This is a genomic window from Planctomycetota bacterium, assembly GCA_016872555.1.
Taxonomy (GTDB): Bacteria; Planctomycetota; Planctomycetia; order Pirellulales; family UBA1268; genus F1-20-MAGs016.
Map to the genome: position 1 here is coordinate 18,649 of VGZO01000029.1, position 17,531 is coordinate 36,179.

The 17,531-nt window shown below is 71.4% G+C and carries 12 protein-coding genes; 8 read left to right on the forward strand and 4 right to left on the reverse strand.

Going from position 1 to position 17,531, the window contains the following annotated elements; translation table 11 throughout:
- Nucleotides 1-82 precede the first annotated feature (82 nt).
- Nucleotides 83-1,423: a histidine--tRNA ligase gene (hisS, locus tag FJ309_10940; GenBank protein MBM3955112.1), complete on the forward strand. Its 1,341-nt coding sequence runs from the start codon at nt 83-85 to the stop codon at nt 1,421-1,423.
- Between the two features lie 10 nt (nt 1,424-1,433).
- On the opposite strand, the gene FJ309_10945 is transcribed toward hisS, so the two are convergent.
- Nucleotides 1,434-2,480, reverse strand: coding sequence for a hypothetical protein (locus FJ309_10945; GenBank protein ID MBM3955113.1), 1,047 nt, complete (start codon nt 2,478-2,480; stop codon nt 1,434-1,436).
- 261 nt (nt 2,481-2,741) lie between these two features.
- Here FJ309_10945 and FJ309_10950 point away from each other — a divergent pair, with 261 nt between their 5' ends.
- The gene (locus FJ309_10950) at nt 2,742-3,443 is read left to right on the forward strand and encodes a zinc metallopeptidase (protein ID MBM3955114.1); all 702 of its coding nucleotides are present in this window, start codon (nt 2,742-2,744) and stop codon (nt 3,441-3,443) included.
- Between the two features lie 43 nt (nt 3,444-3,486).
- Here the strand turns inward: FJ309_10950 and FJ309_10955 are convergent, their stop codons facing one another.
- Nucleotides 3,487-5,904: a DUF4159 domain-containing protein gene (locus tag FJ309_10955; GenBank protein MBM3955115.1), complete on the reverse strand. Its 2,418-nt coding sequence runs from the start codon at nt 5,902-5,904 to the stop codon at nt 3,487-3,489.
- A gap of 213 nt (nt 5,905-6,117) precedes the next feature.
- Between FJ309_10955 and FJ309_10960 the strand changes: the two genes are divergently transcribed.
- From FJ309_10960 to FJ309_10985, 6 genes are all read left to right on the forward strand, one after another.
- Nucleotides 6,118-7,107: a MoxR family ATPase gene (locus FJ309_10960; protein MBM3955116.1), complete on the forward strand. Its 990-nt coding sequence runs from the start codon at nt 6,118-6,120 to the stop codon at nt 7,105-7,107.
- Between the two features lie 75 nt (nt 7,108-7,182).
- Nucleotides 7,183-8,082: a DUF58 domain-containing protein gene (locus tag FJ309_10965; protein MBM3955117.1), complete on the forward strand. Its 900-nt coding sequence runs from the start codon at nt 7,183-7,185 to the stop codon at nt 8,080-8,082.
- A gap of 44 nt (nt 8,083-8,126) precedes the next feature.
- Nucleotides 8,127-10,385 carry a hypothetical protein gene (locus tag FJ309_10970; GenBank protein ID MBM3955118.1) on the forward strand — a complete coding sequence of 753 codons (2,259 nt, stop codon included), beginning with the start codon at nt 8,127-8,129 and terminating at the stop codon, nt 10,383-10,385.
- Complete coding sequence (locus tag FJ309_10975) at nt 10,382-12,682, forward strand: hypothetical protein (protein MBM3955119.1); 2,301 nt, start codon at nt 10,382-10,384, stop codon at nt 12,680-12,682. Before FJ309_10970 ends, FJ309_10975 begins: the two co-directional genes overlap by 4 nt.
- Before the next feature lie 124 nt (nt 12,683-12,806).
- Nucleotides 12,807-14,360, forward strand: a complete 1,554-nt coding sequence (locus tag FJ309_10980; protein MBM3955120.1) for a HAMP domain-containing protein — start codon at nt 12,807-12,809, stop codon at nt 14,358-14,360.
- 53 nt (nt 14,361-14,413) lie between these two features.
- Nucleotides 14,414-15,784, forward strand: a complete 1,371-nt coding sequence (locus FJ309_10985; protein ID MBM3955121.1) for a sigma-54-dependent Fis family transcriptional regulator — start codon at nt 14,414-14,416, stop codon at nt 15,782-15,784.
- Between the two features lie 97 nt (nt 15,785-15,881).
- On the opposite strand, the gene lexA is transcribed toward FJ309_10985, so the two are convergent.
- Both lexA and FJ309_10995 read right to left on the reverse strand, forming a co-directional pair.
- The gene (lexA, locus tag FJ309_10990; GenBank protein ID MBM3955122.1) at nt 15,882-16,541 is read right to left on the reverse strand and encodes a transcriptional repressor LexA; all 660 of its coding nucleotides are present in this window, start codon (nt 16,539-16,541) and stop codon (nt 15,882-15,884) included.
- Nucleotides 16,542-16,875: 334 nt separating this feature from the next.
- On the reverse strand, nt 16,876-17,415 hold the full coding sequence (locus FJ309_10995) for a hypothetical protein (GenBank protein ID MBM3955123.1): 540 nt from the start codon (nt 17,413-17,415) through the stop codon (nt 16,876-16,878).
- Nucleotides 17,416-17,531 lie beyond the last annotated feature (116 nt).

Below are 17,531 nucleotides of genomic sequence, written 5' to 3' on the forward strand. Positions count from 1 at the left end.
GCGACCCGAGACCGTTTGGCCGATGGAGGCCGCGCCGATCGGGCTGGTAGACTCCGCGACCCTCTCTCCGGACGACCCCACCGTGATCGAACCGCGCACCCTCAAGGGCTTTCGCGATCATCTCCCCGCCCAGGCGCTGGCCCGGGAGCGGCTTCTCGACGTCGCCCGCCGCGTCTACCGTTCGTACGGTTTCGCGCCGATCGACACGCCGGCGCTGGAGTACCTCGACGTGCTCACCGGCAAGGGGAGCGCGGAGACCGACAAGCAGCTGTACCGGTTCGAGGACCATGGTGGCCGCCAGGTCGGGCTGCGGTTCGACCTCACCGTGCCGTTCGCGAGGTTCGCGGCGCAGCACGTCGGTGTCCTCGGGACGCCGTTCAAGCGCTACCACATGGCCACCGTGTGGCGCGGCGAGAACACGCAGCGCGGGCGCTACCGGGAGTTCATGCAGTGCGACTTCGACACGATCGGCACCACCAGCGCCGTGGCCGACATGGAGACGGTCCTGGTGGTCCACGACCTCCTCGTCGCGCTCGGCATCGGCAGGTTCACGATCCGCGTCAACGACCGCCGGATCCTCGGCGGTGTCCTCCGCACCCTTGGCCTCGCCGACCGCGCCACCGATCTGCTCCGGAGCCTCGACAAGCTCGGTAAGCTGCCGCCGGAGGGGGTGGTCGCGGAGATGGTCGGGCACGGGGCCCCCGAGGAGGCCGCGGCACGACTGGTGGCGATGGCTGGCCTCTCGGGGGGCAGCGCCGAGGTCCTCGGTGCGGTCGCGGCGCTGGTCGGAGACGATCCGGTCGGCCGCGAGGGGGTCGAGGCGGTGCGGGCGCTCGTCGACGGCGTCACCCGCGCCGGGGTCGCCGACGGGCGGGTGGTCGTCGATCCGTCGATCGCGCGGGGGCTCGACTACTACACGGGGATCGTGCTGGAGACGTTCCTCGACGAACTGCCGACGCTCGGCAGCGTCTGTTCCGGCGGGCGCTACGACGACCTCGCCGGCCTGTACACGAAGCAGAAACTCCCCGGCGTCGGCGCTTCGCTGGGAATCGACAGGCTCCTCGCCGGCCTCGACGAGCTGGGGCGGGTGTCGGCCGCCGAGACGGCTGCCGAGGTGTTCCTCGTCCACTTCGACGCCGCCCATCTCGGCGATTACCTGCGGATCGCCGCGGCCCTGCGGGCCGACGGCATGGGCGTGGAGTTCTTCCCCGAGCCGCGCAAGCTCGGGCAGCAACTCAAGCTGGCGGGGAAGCGCGGCTTCCGCGTGGCACTGATCATCGGCGGCGACGAGTTCGCCCGCGGCACGGCGCAGCTCAAGAACCTCGCCACCGAACAGGCGACGACGATCGTCTGGAACGGCGATCTCCGGGCCCTCGTCGACGCGATCCACTCGCACCTCGAGGCGATCCAGGCCGGGCATTGATCCCGTGGCGTCACCCCTTGGCGACCGCGCCGCAGACGCGGTCGCGCCACACCCGCAGACCGTGGAGGGCGTGGTACAACGCCCCACACTCGAGGTCGAGGTCGGCGGTCTCCCCGAGCAGCCCCACGAGACGCTCGGCGGCCCGGACCACCCACTCATCGGTGAGCCGCTCGGGTGCCAGCGCCCGGGCGACGACTTCGAAGGCATGGCCGGTCGCCGAGAGCGTGGCGGTGACGTCGGCCGAGCGCCCCGGCCGGGCCAGATCGTGCACCGAGAAGCTGCCGTCCGGCTGCTGGTAGGTGCGGATCACCTCGAGGGCCTCGTCGAGCCGGTCGCGCGCCAGCGCCCACCCGCCGCGGAGAGCGTCGTCGCCGACCCCGGTCGCCGCGCGGTGGGAGTCGAGGGCGGCGGCGAGGGCATACAGCCTGTGCATCCCGCCGCACGCGGCGGAGAGGAGATCGGCCTCGGCCTCCATCGCCACCACGCGTTCCACGCTCCAGCGGGAGCCGTCGCCGGCCGTCCACGCTGCATCGGGCGGCGACCAGGCGGCCAGCGCCATCAGGGTCCACGTCGCCTCCTGGCCGGGGCGGATGTCGGAGCGGGCCTGGGCGAGCATGTCTGCGAGGGTGAACGACCGCCCGGCGACGACGATCGGCGTCGTCGCCGGGAACCCGCCACTGCCGGCCTGCGCGAGGTAGCCGAGCCATTGGTCGGGGTGGCCCTGACCGGTGATGCTGCCGGCCTCGACCAGGCCGCGCGGTCCCACCTCTCCCGGGCGCAGGGCCCAGCCGCGGAGCGCTCGTCCAGCCAGCACGTGGTCGATCGCCGGCGTCACGGCACCGTCGTGGGCGAGAAGGAGCTCGTCTCCGTATGCGAGGATGCCGTGCACGACCTGCCAGGCGCCGTTGACGGCCGCATCGAGGCGGCGGGTCTCGCGGCCACGGGCGAGTTCCGCGTCGATCGCCCGGCACAATGTGTCCGCGTCGCGTGTCGCCGCGGGTGCGGGAGCCCCGGGCCCCGCCTCGCCCGGCGCACACCCCGGCACCGCGACGGGCACGAGGCAGACGAGAACCAGCCCGGTCCACGCGCCTGGGCACGGAAGAATGGGGGCGCGGCGAAAACCGGAGCGGTGAACCGGGTGCGGAGCAGGTCCGTAGTGCATGGTTGCCACACGGGGCCGGAAGGCCCGGGAGAGGCGATCGGAAGGGCCTCGGGGGTGCGACGCCGACCGCGTCGGCGGATGCCTTCGGCCCGCTAGACTACTTCCGCGTCGCCGCGATTCCCGCACCGCCGGTCCATGTGATCGCAGGAGCGTTTCATGCCGTTCTTCTTCTTCGATCCCGCCTATTTCCTCGCTATCCTCCCGGCGGTGCTGCTCGGTCTGTGGGCCCAGTGGCGCGTGCAGGCGTCGTTTGCCACCGCCTCACACGAGCCGGCACCCCTGTCGGGGGCGGCCGCGGCCCGCCACATCCTCGATTCGGCGGGAGCGACCGACGTGGCGATCGAGCAGGTGCCCGGCCAGCTCAACGACCACTACGACCCGCGCTCGAAGACGCTGCGGCTGTCGACGCCGGTGTACGGCGGTCGCACGCTGGCGGCGGTGGGGATCGCCGCCCACGAGGCCGGTCACGCCCTTCAGGATCATCAGGGATTCTCGCTGATGACGCTGCGTAACGCCGCCGTCGGCGTGGCCAACATGGGCAGTGGGTTCGGGCTGATGATCTTCATGCTCGGCCTCGTCGTCTCGCTCAAGCCGCTGGCGTGGCTGGGGATCGCGCTGTTCGGCGGGACGGTGCTGTTCCAGTTGCTCAACCTCCCCGTCGAGATCGACGCCAGCAACCGCGCCAAGGCGCAGCTGGTGGATCTGGGGATCGTGCCCGGCGACGAGATGCCGTACGTCAACCGCGTGCTCAACGCGGCGGCCTGGACCTACGTCGCCGCCACGCTGCAAAGCGTGTTCGCGCTGCTGTACTACGCGAGCTTCCTCTCGGGCGGCCAGAGCGAGTCGGAGAGCCGCTGAACCGCGGCGCCGGGCATCACGGGAGCGGCGACGTCCACCCCGGCTACTGATTGAGGCTGTAGAGGACGACGTTGAGCGCGATCCGCTCGGCGTCCTCGCGGCTGTAGCCGGTGCACTCCATGGAGTTCTGCTTCTCCAGTGCGCACGACAGATCGTAGGGGGAGAAGATCACCGCCCAGCGATCCCCGATCCGAATTCCTTCGAGCCGGGGTGCGATCCGGCGCTTGGTCGCGGCGAGCGGGCCGTCGCCGCCCCCCTGCGGTTCCCGCAACGTGACCTCGCGGATGTCGTAGCCGCCGTATTCGCCCGCCGTGAAGATCGGATCGTCAGCGGGAATCTCCTCGAGCTTCGCGTCGGGCAGGGCCGCTGCAAGCTCCCGGCGGAACGCGGTGGCGAATGCCGGCGAGGCGCAGACCGCATCCGCCAGCAGCGTGCCGCCGCGCCCGAGGAACTCACGCAGCTTCTCCCGCCGCGGCGCGTCGAGCGTGAATGGCTGGCGACCGTGCATGAACGCCATGTGATGGCCGAACAGCCGCTCGTCGGCGAGGTCGATGAGATCGGGGGTGTCGTCGACTCGGATCCCCAGTTCCCGGGCGGCGCTGCGGAGGATGTTGGCCAGCGCTGCCGGCGCGGCGTCGCACAGCCCGCCGTGGCGGAGCTTCGCGATCGTCAACCGCCCCCGGTCGAACTGGTCCTCGGAGCCGACGGCGTCGGGTGTGATCGCGAACAGCTCGTCCTTGCGTTTCACCTCGCGGTTGGTCGCGTAGGCGAGGACATTGGTCCCGACTGCGAGGGCCGCGTCGACCTCGCTGGCGATGCCGGCGGCGAGGCCGCGCCGTGCCGGTCCACCGACCTCCCACAGGCACGACAGGCTCGGCATCCCCGCCTGCGGTGCCTCGAGGTCGGTCGGGGGTGCGTAGATGATGCACGTCCGGCAGCCGTACTCGATACCGAGCAGCGGACGCTGCAATTCGGCGGGCACGATCTCCTCGGCGTGCCAGGCGGGGTGCTCCGGCGGGAGCAGCTGGAGGTCGTACTCCGGCTCCGGGAAGATCTCGCCGACGAGCTGGCGGAACTTCCGGTCGAAGCCCGCGCTCCGGGGGCAGCAAGCCTCGGCGAAAATGAAGCCCCCCTCGTCGATGTAGCGGCGCAGCCGTTCGCCGGCCGCCGGCCCGAGGTCGAGACCGTCCTTGCCCGACAGCCACAGCACCGGAGCCTGGAGCAGGTCGGTCACGTCGGCCGAAGGCATGTCGACCACGTGCCACGACAGGCCGGCGGGGTAGTCACGCTTCCAGCGCGTCTCGACGTGCTCGACGAGATGGGCGATGTCGTGCCCGTGTCGGTTCCAATCGATGTCGGGACCGTGACGGCTCTTCGCCACGATCACCGGCCGGCGCCCCTTGGCCAGGAACAACAGCGCGAAGGCGCTGTTGACGATCGGATCCTCGCTGAGCGTTCCGCGGAACTGGCCGGTGAACTCATCCTGGCTCTTGACGAACCATCGCGCCCCCTCGAGGTACCAGTCGGCGTCGCCGATGAAGCGCCGGGCGGTGAACCGGCCGACACGCTCGAGGCCGTAGAGGTAGTAGTAATGCCACATCGGGCCGTGCCCGGGGTTCTCGGCGACGGAGAACCGGCGGCCGAGCCAGTCGAGCCCCTTCTCGAGGACGCGCGGGCTCGTGCCGCCGCCGCAGCAGGCCACGGCGTCCGCCGTCGCGCGGGCGTCCGGCGAGCCGACGTGCTCGGCGGTGATCCAGATGCTCGCCACGCCGGCGCAGGTCATGCTTCCGGTGCCGGCCCCGGCGCCGGGGGTGTAGCCCCATGATCCGTCCGGGTTGGCGGCCGCGGTCCAGTAGCGCTGCGCCTTTTTCCAGACGTCGTCGGCGACTTGGACGCCGGCACGGTCGGCTTCGTGGAGCGCCAACAGCGCGAACTGGGCGTTGGAGTTGTCACCCCCACGGCGGCCCTTGCCGTAGTCCCAGGACCCCGACGCGAGCTGTGTCGTCGACAGCCATTCGACGTTGCGCCGCAGGATCGGCCGGTCGGCATCCGGCGAGACCATCGCCAGCAGCATCGTCTGCAGCGACACGGAATAGGTGTCGTCGGGCTTCTGCCGCCGCAGCCAGTCGAGGCCGCGCTGCATCTGGAGGTGGTCGCGGCCGACGCCGGCGTTGGCGAGGGCGAGCATCACCAGCGCCGACGGTCCGGTGCGGTTGTTCTTGTCCCCCATCGTGGACGCCCACGACCCGTTGGGCTCCTGCTGCCGGAGGAGGAAGTCGCGGGCCTTCTCGACGGCGCGCTGGATCCGCTCGGCGGAGACGCCGGCCGCGGCGTTCCGCTCCCCCTCCTGGCCGAGGCCGGACGATGGTCCGCAGAGCAGCGCGGCCGCCAGCCAGGCCGCGAGCGATCCGCGCGGGCACCATCGTGCCCGGCGGCCTGTCGATCGACGGTGGAGCGCCATGGCAGCCAAACGGAGACCCTCGGGGGGCGTCGGTGGGACCCCGCTCGGCACCCCGCCCGGCCGCAGTATACCGGCGGAGGTGGTGAACACGGCCGTACGGAGCGGTTCGATTGCCCGTCGGCGTCCGCGCCGGATACTCTCCTTTGCCCCCTGCGCTGTTGGAAAGGAACGGTGCCCGTGTCCGGCAGCCCCCGCACCAAGACCCTCGACGACATCCTCCTCGAATTCAGCCAGCACCGGCGGCTGATGCAGGAGGAGTTGCAGAAGGTGATCGTCGGCCAATCGGACGTCATCGAGCAGCTGTTCGCCGCCATCTTCACCCGTGGCCACTGCCTGCTGGAGGGTGTGCCGGGCCTGGCAAAGACGCTGATGGTGTCGACGCTGGCGCGGATCCTCGACGTCGGCTTCAAACGGGTCCAGTTCACCCCCGATCTGATGCCCTCCGACATCACCGGCACCAACGTCCTCGAGGAGAACGAGTCGGGGCGGCGCTCGTTCCGGTTCGTCGAGGGGCCGATCTTCACCAACATCCTCCTCGCCGACGAGATCAACCGGACGCCTCCGAAGACCCAGGCCGCCCTCCTCCAGGCGATGCAGGAACGCGAGGTCTCGGTCGGGCAGGAGACCTACCAGCTCCCCGATCCGTTCTTCACGATCGCCACCCAGAACCCGATCGAGCAGGAGGGCACCTACCCGTTGCCCGAGGCACAGCTCGACCGCTTCATGTTCAACATCAAGGTCGGGTATCCGTCGGCGTCCGAGGAGGAGCAGATCCTCCTGGCGACCACGCGGGCGGAGAAGCCGGAGGTCCGGAAGGTCCTGTCGGGCCGGGCGATCGTCAACATCCAGAAACTCGTCGGCGGTGTGGCTGTCAGCGACTACATCGTCAAGTACGTCGCCCGTCTGGTCCGGGCGACGCGCCCCAAGGATCCGCAGGCGCCGCCCTACGTCGCCGAGCTGGTCGACTGGGGTGCGGGTCCACGGGCCGGGCAGTTTCTCATCCAGGGGGGCAAGGCGGTGGCGGCGATGGACGGGCGCTTCAGCGTCTCGATCGACGACGTGCGGCGGATCGCCGTGCCAGTCCTCCGCCACCGGATCGCGACCAACTTCCAGGCCCAGGCCGAGGGGCTGACGAGCGAAACGATCGTCGAACGGCTGGTGCGCGAGATTCCCGAGCCGGAGATCCCCCGGCTCGTCAAGTGATCACGCCGGGGACGGTGCGGGCTCAGCGGAGCCCGGTGGCCGGATGATGGCGGGCCGGTGGGAGGGAGTGGCCGGATGGTGCGCGCTGTCGAGGAGTATCTCAAGCCCGAAGTGGTCCGCTCGATCGCGCGGCTCGATCTGCGCGCGCAGTTCATCGTGCGCGGGTTTCTCCAGGGGCTCCACGCCAGCCCATACCAGGGGTTTTCGGTCGAATTCAGCGAACACCGCAAATACACCGCGGGTGACGATCCCAAGGACATCGACTGGCTGGTGTACGCCAAGACCGACAAGCACTACGTCAAGAAGTTCGAGGCCGAGACCAACATCACCGGCTACCTGGTCATCGATACCAGCGGCTCGATGGCCTACACCTACCGCCAGGAGCTCACCAAACTCGACTATGCGGTCTCGCTCGCCGCCGCGCTGTGCTGGCTGATGGTCCACCAGCAGGACCCCTGCGGATTGATGGTCTTCGGCGAGAAACTCCAGGCGAGCCTGCCGGCCAGGTCGCGCCGGTCGCAGATCGCCCAGGTTCTCTCCGTGCTCGCCCGGATCAAGCCGTCCGGGGGCACCGATGCGGCACGGAGCCTGATCCAAGTGGCGGCGATGCTGCGCCACCGCTCGCTGGTGATGGTGTTCAGCGACCTGCTCGCCGATCCCGTGCCGATCCGCGAGGCGCTGCTCCGCCTCCGGCACCGGGGCCACGACGTGATCCTGTTCCACGTCCTCGACGAGGCCGAGGCGCGCTTCCCGTTCGCCGGGATGACCGAGTTCGTCGAGCCGGAGAGCGGCGAGAAGCTCGTGGTCGACGCCGATGCGGCGCGGCACGAGTACCTCGAGACGGTGGCGGCGTTCCGCGCCGACTACCGGCGCTCCTGCTTCCAGGCCGGGATCGACTACGTGCCACTCGACACGAGCATGCCGTTCGACAAGGCGCTGATGGAGTACCTGCTCAGCCGTCGCCAACGGTTCTGACACCTCTCCGACGCCGACCGCTCGGGCACCGCCGCGATCACGCCATGGGCCTCACGTTCCTCACCCCGCTGCTCCTCGCCGGCGCCGGTCTGGTCGCCGTGCCGCTGATCCTCCATCTCCTCATGCGGCAACGCCCGGTGCCGCGCGAGTTCCCCGCGCTGCGCTTCCTCCGCTCGCGCGCGGTCGCCAACCGGCGCCGTCTCCGTCTCCAGCACCTGCTCCTCCTCGCGATGCGGATGGGGGCGCTGGTGCTGTTGGCCGTGGCGCTGGCCCGGCCGACGCTCCGCGGAGCCGGCTGGCTGGCCGACGGCGAGGGGCCGGTGGCGGCGGCGTTCGTGTTCGACACCGCGCCGCGGATGCTCCTCCGCGAGGGGAACGCCACGCGGCTGGAACAGGCGGCGACGATGGCGCGATCGTTGTTCGCGAAGCTCCCCGCAGGGAGCGAGGTCGCGGTCCTCGAGACCGGAGGCGGAACCGCGGCGTTCTCACCGTCGCCGGCGGCGGCCCTGACGCGTGTCGAGCGGCTGGCCACCGCGACCCCCGTGCGATCGCTGGCAGCGGCGGTGGCCGAGGGCTACCGGTTGCTGGAAACGGCGAAGTCCCCGCGCCGGGAACTGTACCTGTTCACCGACGGCAGCCGCGGTGCCTGGCAGGACGGTGGCGTCGCCGACCTCGCCGCCGCCCATCCCGGCACCAGCCTCCTGGTGGTCGACGTCGCCGCAGCGGCGCCGGCGAATTTCGCCATCGACGCGGTCGAACTGTCCGCCGAGCAGGTCTCCGCCGCCGGGATACTGGGGCTGTCGGTGGTCACCTCCCGGATCGGCCCCGACGCCGATCGCCCACTGGTCGTCGAGGTGCTCTCGGCCGACGGGCGTTACGTGCGCCGGGCGGTCAAGCCGGTGACGTGGCGGGCCACGGCGCCAGGCTCGGTGGAGTTCGAGGTCACCGGCCTCGAGCCGGGCGTGCGCCAGGGGCGCGTGGTGCTCGAGGGTTCCGACGATCTCGAGGCGGACAACGCCCGATTCTTCTCCGTCTCGGTGGGCGGGGCCGCCAGGGTGCTCGTCGCCGCCCCCGCTCCCGCGGCGACCACGGCCTTGTTCGTCGAACAGGCGATCGATCCGGCGGCGCTCCGCAAGGCCGGAGGCAGCCGGTTCGCAGCGACCGTGGTCGACGTCGCGGCGCTCGACGCCACGCCGTGGGAGCCGTTCGCCGGGATCGTGCTCGTCGATCCACCGCCGCTCCCCGACCGCACCTGGGAACTCCTCGGCCAGTGGGTGGCGTCCGGCCGTGGCCTGGTGGTGTGGCTCGGCCCCGGTGCCGCCGACGCGGGACGGTTCTCGTCGTCGGCGGCCGTGCGCGTCCTCGGCGGGAAGATCGAGCGGGTGTGGCGCGATCCGTCGGGGGAGAATTACCTCGCGCCCGCGGCGCTCGATCATCCGCTGCTCGCCGCATTTCGTCGTGTCGGTGATGCCGTTCCCTGGGAGGACTTTCCCGTCCGCCGCCACTGGGAGTTCATCCCGGCCGAGGCGGGGGGGGAGGGGGCTCCCAGCGGAGCGATTCCCGTCGCCCCGTACCGCAACGGGCTTCCCGCGATCCTCTCCCATCGCCTCGGCCGCGGCACCGTGGTCGTGTTCACCACTCCGGTCTCGCAGAGCGCCGACGATCCCGACGCCTGGAACAGCCTCGCCACCGGCTTCGAGCCCTGGCCATTCTTGGTCCTCGCCAACGAGTCGCTGCTCCACGCCGTCGACACCGGCGGCGATCGCAACATCGTCGCCGGGGCCCCGGCCGTGGTGCACCTCGACCGGCGCGACGTCGCCTCGGTGTTCGTCGGCACGCCGCGTGGCGACGATTTCCCCGCTGCGGTCGACCCCCGGCAGGGCACGGTGACCGTCACGGCCACCCAGGTGCCGGGGAACTACCGGATCCGTGCCGGCGGCGACGCCGCCGGCGTCGCCGAGGGGTTCAGTGCCAACCTCCCCCCGGCGGCGACCGACTGCACGCCGCTGGCCGCCGAGACGCTCGCCCCGCTCCTCGGTCCCGAGGCCCGCGTGGCGCGGACCGAGCGCGACCTGGTGCGCGACGTGAAGCTCGAACGGGTGGGCACGGAGCTGTTCGGGTGGATCATCCTCCTCGCCGCGGCGGCGATGGCCGCCGATTGGATCGTCGCCAACCGTTTCTACGCGCCGCGCGACGACGCCAGCGCCCGGGCCTCCGCCGCGGTGCGCGGCGGTGAACCACGGCCGCCCGTCACGGCGGCGCGGTCCCCGTCCGGCGTCCCCGCCGCGCAGGTGCCGGCATGAGCGCCGCTTCCCCGTTCGACGGGCTCTCGGTCGGCTTCGACCCGCTGGGTTCGGGGTGGTTCGTGGCCGGCGTCGCCGTGCTACTGGCGGTGATCCTCGTCGTCTTCGGCCCCGACGCCAGCCGCCTCGCCCCGGGACGGCGGCGGGTTCTGGTGGCGCTGCGCGTGGCGGCGTTCCTCGCGCTGGTGGCCTGCCTCGTCCGGCCGACGATCGTCGCCGTCCGCAAGGCGCGGCAGCAGGGAACGCTGCTGGTCCTCGCCGACGCCTCGGAGAGCATGACCGTACCCGACGGCCCGGCCGGGCGCACCCGGTGGGAGGAGATGACCGGGGCCCTCGCGGCGAGCCGGCCGGCGGCGCAGGCGCTGACTGCCGACGGGGGCGTCGACATCGCCCTGTGGCGGTTCGACCGCACGGCCACGCCGGTTCCAGCGACCGACGACGATCCGTTTCCTTTGGGAAACTGGCAGCGGCTCCCGTCGACCGACCAGACCGCCCTCGGCGCGGCTCTCGACGACGCCCTCCGCGCCGTGGCCGGGCAGACGATGGTCGGCGTGATCGTCCTCAGCGACGGGGCCCAGCAGGCCTATCCGCCGCGCGACACGCCGCCGCAGACCGTCGCCCACCGGGTCGGGGATGCCGCCGTGCCACTGTGGACCGTCACGTTCGGCCAGCAGCTTGGCACCGGCCAGGGGCGCGACGCCGCCGTCGTCAGCCTCAGCGCCGCGGAGACGGTGTATCTGAAGAACACGCTCGAGGTCTCGGGGCGGGTTCGGCTGGAGGGGTTCGGCGAGCGCGACGTGCCCGTCGCCCTGCTGGCAGAGAACGACGCCGGCGCCCTTGAAGAGGTCGCCCGGACCTTGGTGCGGGCATCGGCACGGGGGACCGACGAGCCCGTGCGGCTCACCTGGACGCCGAACGGCGTCGGTGAGAAGAAGATCGTCCTCGCCGTCGATCCGCAGGAAGGCGAGGTGGTCGTCAGCAACAACGAGTTGACGACGTTCGTCGACGTCATCGACGGCGGGCTGCGCGTCACGTACCTCGAGGGCTCGCCCCGGGTCGAGCAGCGGTTCGTGCGGCGTGTGCTCGCCGCCAGCCCCGACATCCAGGTGACGTACGAGGGGCTCGATTCGACGGCTGCGGCCCGCCGCGACTGGCCCGTCGATCTCTCGCGCACCCTCGCCACCGACGCCAACGTGTACCTCGTCGGTGACCTCGACTCCGCGGCGCTGCGGCCCGAAGACCTGCGCGTGATCCTCGCCCGGGTCGGCGCCGGTGCGGGAATCGGGTTTCTCGGCGGCTTTCACGCCTTCGAGGCGGGAGGATGGGGAGGCACTGCCCTCGCCCCGCTGCTCCCCTACGAACCGGACCAGCTCGCCCGCCAGCCGTTCGACAAACCGATCCGCCCCGGCCTCCATCTCCCGGGACCGATCCAGATGCTCCCCGACCCACGGTTCGGATCGGTGGCCGTTCTCCGCCAGGGGCCCGACCAGGCACGGTCGCTGGCGGTCTGGCAGGCGCTGCCGCCGCTCGACGGGGCGAACCTGCTCGGCCGCCTGACACCGACCGCGAAGCCACTGGCCGTCTCCGGCGACGGTCGGCCGCTGCTGGTGGCCCGCGAGTTCGGCGAGGGCCGGGTGGCGGTGTTCGCGGCCGATTCGACGTGGCGCTGGGCGATGCAGGGGGCGGCCGAGCAGCACCGTCGGTTCTGGCGGCAGCTCGTTCTCTGGCTAGCGCGGCAGGAGGACGACGAGGCCGACAAGGTGTGGGTGCGCCTGGCGCAGCGGCGCGTGTCGCCCGGTGCGAGCCTGGCCTTCGACGCCGGCATCACCCGGTCCGATGGCACGCCCGTGCCGGAGGTGTCGTTCGAGGCGACGGCGATCGCTCCCGGCGGAGCGACGAGGCCGGTGCGGATCACGCGCCGCGGCGACGTGTTCAACGGCTCGATCGCCGAGTTCAGCGAACCCGGGGATTGGAAGCTGGAGGTCAAGGCGACCCGTGCCAACGGCGAGGTCACGACGCGCAGTGCCCGGTTCACCGTCTTCCGCCAGGATCTCGAACTGGCCAATCCCCGTGCCAACCCGCTCCTCATGCGCCAGCTCGCCGAGGCGGGCACCGGCGGTGTCCGCTCCCCGGAGGAGTTGCCGCGTTTGTTCGCCGAGATCGCCGCACTGCCCTCGGCGTTCGAGACCGAAGAGCAGTGGAGCTACAGCCCGTGGGACAAGTGGCCGATGCTCCTGCTCCTCGCCGGCCTGATGTGCTGCGAGTGGTTCCTGCGGAAGCGGTGGGGCCTCGTCTGACCGACCGGGCGCGGCAGCGAGCCAAAAGCACCGTGTCGACCGCGGTTTTCGCCATTCTGGCGGGTGGCCGAAGCCTGCTATCGTCGCGGCCCCGGGAGGGTACCCCCGGGGCGGGAGCGTGGCGATGCCCAAACGGCGACCGATCCGGGAGAAGCTGCTGCTCGGCGGCCTGCTCGTCGGCATCATGGTCGCGGTGTTGTCGGCCAGCGGCTTTCTCGGCATCTATTCCTACCGGCGGTTGGTCCGCGGGTTGAGCCGTCGGGCCGGCGAGCTTCCCCGGGCAAGCGCCCTTGGCGACGCCGTCGGGCGCCTCCGTTTGCGGCATGCGGTCGCCGCCGGTCACGGCGACGGTCCCGGAGGGATCGAGCGGTTCCCCGTGGCCCTCGCCGAGGTGCAGGACGCGCTCCAGCGCTACCGGCTCGAACTCGAATCCGGTGAGGTCGACGACGTTCCGTTCGGCGATCGGAGCCGGGAGCAGGCGACGGCCCACGCGATCGATGCCTCGCTCCGCCGGATCGACGGCCTCGTATCGGCCAGTGATCCCGGTCGCGACGCGCTGGGAGCCGAACTCGAACGGCTGGCCGCCCTGTCGGCGGCCCTGCCCAGTTACCTCCAGGAGCACCTCCACGATCTCGCCTCCGAGGTCCGCAGCGGGTACCGGACCCTGATCCTCACGACGTCGGCCGCGGCGCTGGCCGCCGCGGGGTTGTTGACGGCCCTGGGGGTGCTCACCTACCGGTGGGTGTTCCGGCCGCTCCGCCTGCTCGGCCATGGCTCGCGCCGTGTGGCTGACGGCGACTTCGACTTCCGCATCGCGCTCGACACGCGCGACGAGATGGCCGAGCTCGCTGAGGCGCTCAACGGGATGACGACCCGGTTCTGCGAGATCCGTGACGACCTCGACCACCAGGTGCAGCTGCGCACCCGCGAGGTGATCCGCAGCGAGCAATTGGCGAGCGTCGGCTTCCTCGCCGCGGGTGTCGCCCACGAGATCAACAACCCCCTGGCCTCGATCGCGATGTGCGCCGAGTCGCTCGAGGGCCGGCTCGGCACGCTGCGGCTGGAAGACGACGACCTCAAGGTGGCGGGCCGCTACCTGGAGCTCATCCAGAGTGAGGCCTTCCGCTGCAAGGGGATCACCGAGAGGCTGCTCGACTTCTCCCGGCTCGGCGAGGTGCGGCGCCAGCCGACGGCGCTGGTCGGCTTGGTGCGGGACGTCGCCGAGATGCTCGGCCACGTGGGGCGGTTCGCCGGCCGGTCTGTCGAGATCAGGGGCCCTGACGACGACGGCGACCTGCTGGTGATGGTCAATCCGCAGGAAATCAAGCAGGTCGTGCTCAATCTCCTCGTCAACGCCCTCGACAGCATCGAGGCGGAGGGGAGCGTCCGCGTGATGGTGCGGCGCGAGGGGGGCGAGGCGGTGCTGGTGTGCACCGACGACGGCTGCGGGATGACCGGCGAGGTCCTCGAGCACCTCTTCGAGCCCTTCTTCACCCGCCGCCGCGCGGGGCAGGGGACCGGCCTGGGCCTCTCGATCGTGCACCGGATCGTCGCCGATCACGGTGGGCGGATCACCGCCTCGAGCGACGGGCCGGGGCACGGTTCGAGCTTCCGCCTCACGCTGCCCGTGGCGACCGTCGCCGCGGTGCCGCCGCCCCGCCAGGCGCGGGCTGCCTGAATCACCACGCCGGCACCGGCCGGGAGGAACCGATGGCGATGACGACGCGACCGATGCGGATCCTGTTCGCGGACGACGAATGCTCGCTGCAGGAATTGATGCGGATCGAATTGCCGCGCCTCGGCCACGAGGCGACGGTCTGCCCCGACGGCCGCACGGCGCTGGCGGCCCTGGAGCGGACCGCCTACGACTGCGTGATCGTCGATCTCGACATGCCGGGCGTCGGTGGCTTGGAGGTGATCGGCCGCGTCCGCGAGATCTCCCCCGACACCGAGACGGTGATCGTCACCGGGAAGTCGTCGCTGGAGACGGCCGTCGCCGCGGTCCGGCAGGGGGTGTTCGATTACCTCACCAAGCCCTGCAAGCTGGCGGAGATCCAGGGGGTTCTCGAGCGGGTACGCCGCAAGCGTGAGCTGACGGCCCGGCTCCGCGCCCTCGAGGGGCGTGTCCTCCGGGCCGAGGGAGCGACGCGGTTGGTGGGGGAATCGCCGTCGCTGGCGGAGGTCCGCCGCCTCATCGCCCGGGTCGCCGCGTCGTCGGCGACCGTGCTCATCCGCGGGGAGACCGGCACCGGCAAGGAGCTGGTCGCCCGGGCGATCCACGAGGCGGGTGCCCGGGCGGCCGGCCCGCTGGTCGCGGTCAATTGCGGAGCGCTCCCGGAGCAGCTCGTGGAAAGCGAACTGTTCGGCCATCGCAAGGGAGCTTTCACCGGTGCCGACGAGCACCGCGCCGGCTTGTTCGAGGTCGCCGACGGGGGCACGCTGTTTCTCGACGAAGTCGGAGAGCTGCCCCGGGCGCTCCAGCCCCGGCTCCTCCGGGCGCTGGAGAGCGGCGAGATCCGTCGCGTCGGCGACAACGCCCCGACGATGGTCGATGTCCGGGTGATCTGTGCCACGCACCGCTGCCTCGAGGAGATGGTGGCCGAGGGGACGTTCCGCGAGGATCTGCTGTTCCGGATCAACACCTTCGAGATCGCCGTTCCCCCGCTCCGCGACCGGCTCGACGATCTCCCGGCTCTGGTCGATCACTTCGTCCGTCGCGCCCGCCCCCAGACGCCGCCGCAGGCGGTCGCGGCGACCGCCGACACTGTCGTGATCCTCGGCAGGCACCGCTGGCCCGGCAACGTCCGCGAACTGGCCAACGTCGTCGAGCACGCGCTGGTCCTGTGCGACGAGTTGCCCTTGTCCGTCGGTCACCTCCCGGCACGGCTGACCGCCGGGCGGCCACCGGTGGCGACTGCCACCGGCGCGGTGGCTCCCGCCGTCGACCGCCCCGTCAGCCTCCGCGAATTGGAGACCCAGGCGATCCTCGCCGCCCTCGACCGCCACCAGGGCAACAAGCCACGGGCCGCCGAGGAACTGGGGATCAGCCTGAAGACGCTCTACAACAAGCTGGCGGGGGTGGCGTCATCCGCCGCTTCCTGAACCGCCGGCCCGCGTCCGCGACCGCTGCGAGGGCGGATTGGGTTCCAGCCCGCCCTCGGCCCCACGCGGCAGCACACCGCAGACGATTGGCCACTGGTCAATGGGTCTTGCGGACGACGCCGACGAGGACACCGAGCACGCGCGCGTTGCGCACGTACATCGGCTTCATCGTCGCATTGGCGGGCTGGAGCCGGATCCGGTCCCGTTCAGGGAACCAGTACTTGAGCGTCGCTTCGCCGTCGTCGGTCTGGGCGACGACGATGTCGCCCGCCCGTGCGTTCTTCTGCCGCCGGATCACCACCCAGTCGCCGTCGGATATCTGGGCATCGATCATCGAATCGCCCATGACCTTGAGCACGAAGTGATCGTCACGGTCGAACAGATCCTGGAAATCGATCCGCTCACGCTGTTCGTCGGCGACGCGCAGCGTACCCGCGGCCACGACCCCGGCCATCGGCAGGCCTTTGAGGTGCGCCGGTTCGGCGACCAATTCGATCGCCCGCGACATGTTTCGACCGCGGCTGATCAGGCGCTTTCGCTCGAGTGCCTTGAGGTGGCAGACGACGCCGTTGGGGGATCGGATGCGAAACGCCTCGCCGATCTCCCGGACCGTGGGACCGAACCCCCGGGAATGAATCTTGTCGCGGATGAACGCATAGATCTCCATCTGCCGCGCGGTCGGCGCGTTGCCACCGGCGTCGGCCGAATCGGCGTCGAGCTCCAGTGGTCCGCCGAGCAGCGACGCCACCCCGGGCATACCGGTGCGGTGCAGGGACGTTGCACCACCGTCGCCGCGGGGGGCAGGGGAGCCGCCCCCCTTGCCGGTCCGGGCCCCACTGCCGATCCGCTTCGTCGTCGCTGACTTGACCGCGAGCGGCTTCCGCCCCCGGCGGGCGCCGGCGGAGAGAGCCCCACCCGCCGCACCGGCGTGGGGGGCGCGACGTGGCTGTGTCTTGCCGCTGTCCATGGCATGGCTCCCGAGACGTTGGTCAGTATGGACAGCAGTATCTTACTATACGGCTGTTCAAAGACAAGGTGTCCCCGGCGCTCGGCCACGCGACGTGGCGGCGGAAACCTGGGCCCCCGGACGATCAGGGCCCGAATGCCGCCCGGTCGAGCTCGGCCGGCGACAGGGAATGGGCGCGGGCGAAGCCGGCGACCAGGCGGGCCCCGGTGGGGATCAAGGCCACCAGCGAGAAGTCGGCAAATCCGAAAAACGCCGCCGTGTCGGGAAACCGGCCGACGTAGGTGTCGTGGAGCGCCGTATATCCGGCCATCTCCCGCGGCACGAACCGGGCCTCCGCTTGGATCGCGATCCGCGGGACGGCCTGTGGCATTCCCCCCCCGCCGTCCGCCGGGTCGGGGCCCGTCACCAGCAGGCACACCGCGGGGCTGTCGAGCATGTCGCGCGTGTGGGCGGAGAGTCGGCTGACGTGGGTGACGAGGATCACGCGACCGCCGCCGGTCGTGGGCGACGTGCCGGAGTCGGAGCCCTCGCCAACGGCGGCGTCGTGAAGGGCAAACGGCACCATCGACGCCGCCGGCAGGCCGCGGTGGAGGGTCGCCAGGGCCGCGACGGTGCGCGACGAGAGAAGGGCCCGCACGATCCGCTGTGCATCGTCGTCGATCATGGCACGGTGCCAGGGGAAATGGCCGGCACGGTCACCCCCACGGCGGTCCTCCGCGGGCCGCTGCACCAGCCACCGCCCTCACGCCACCGCCGCCAACACGGCCAGCCGCGCGGCTG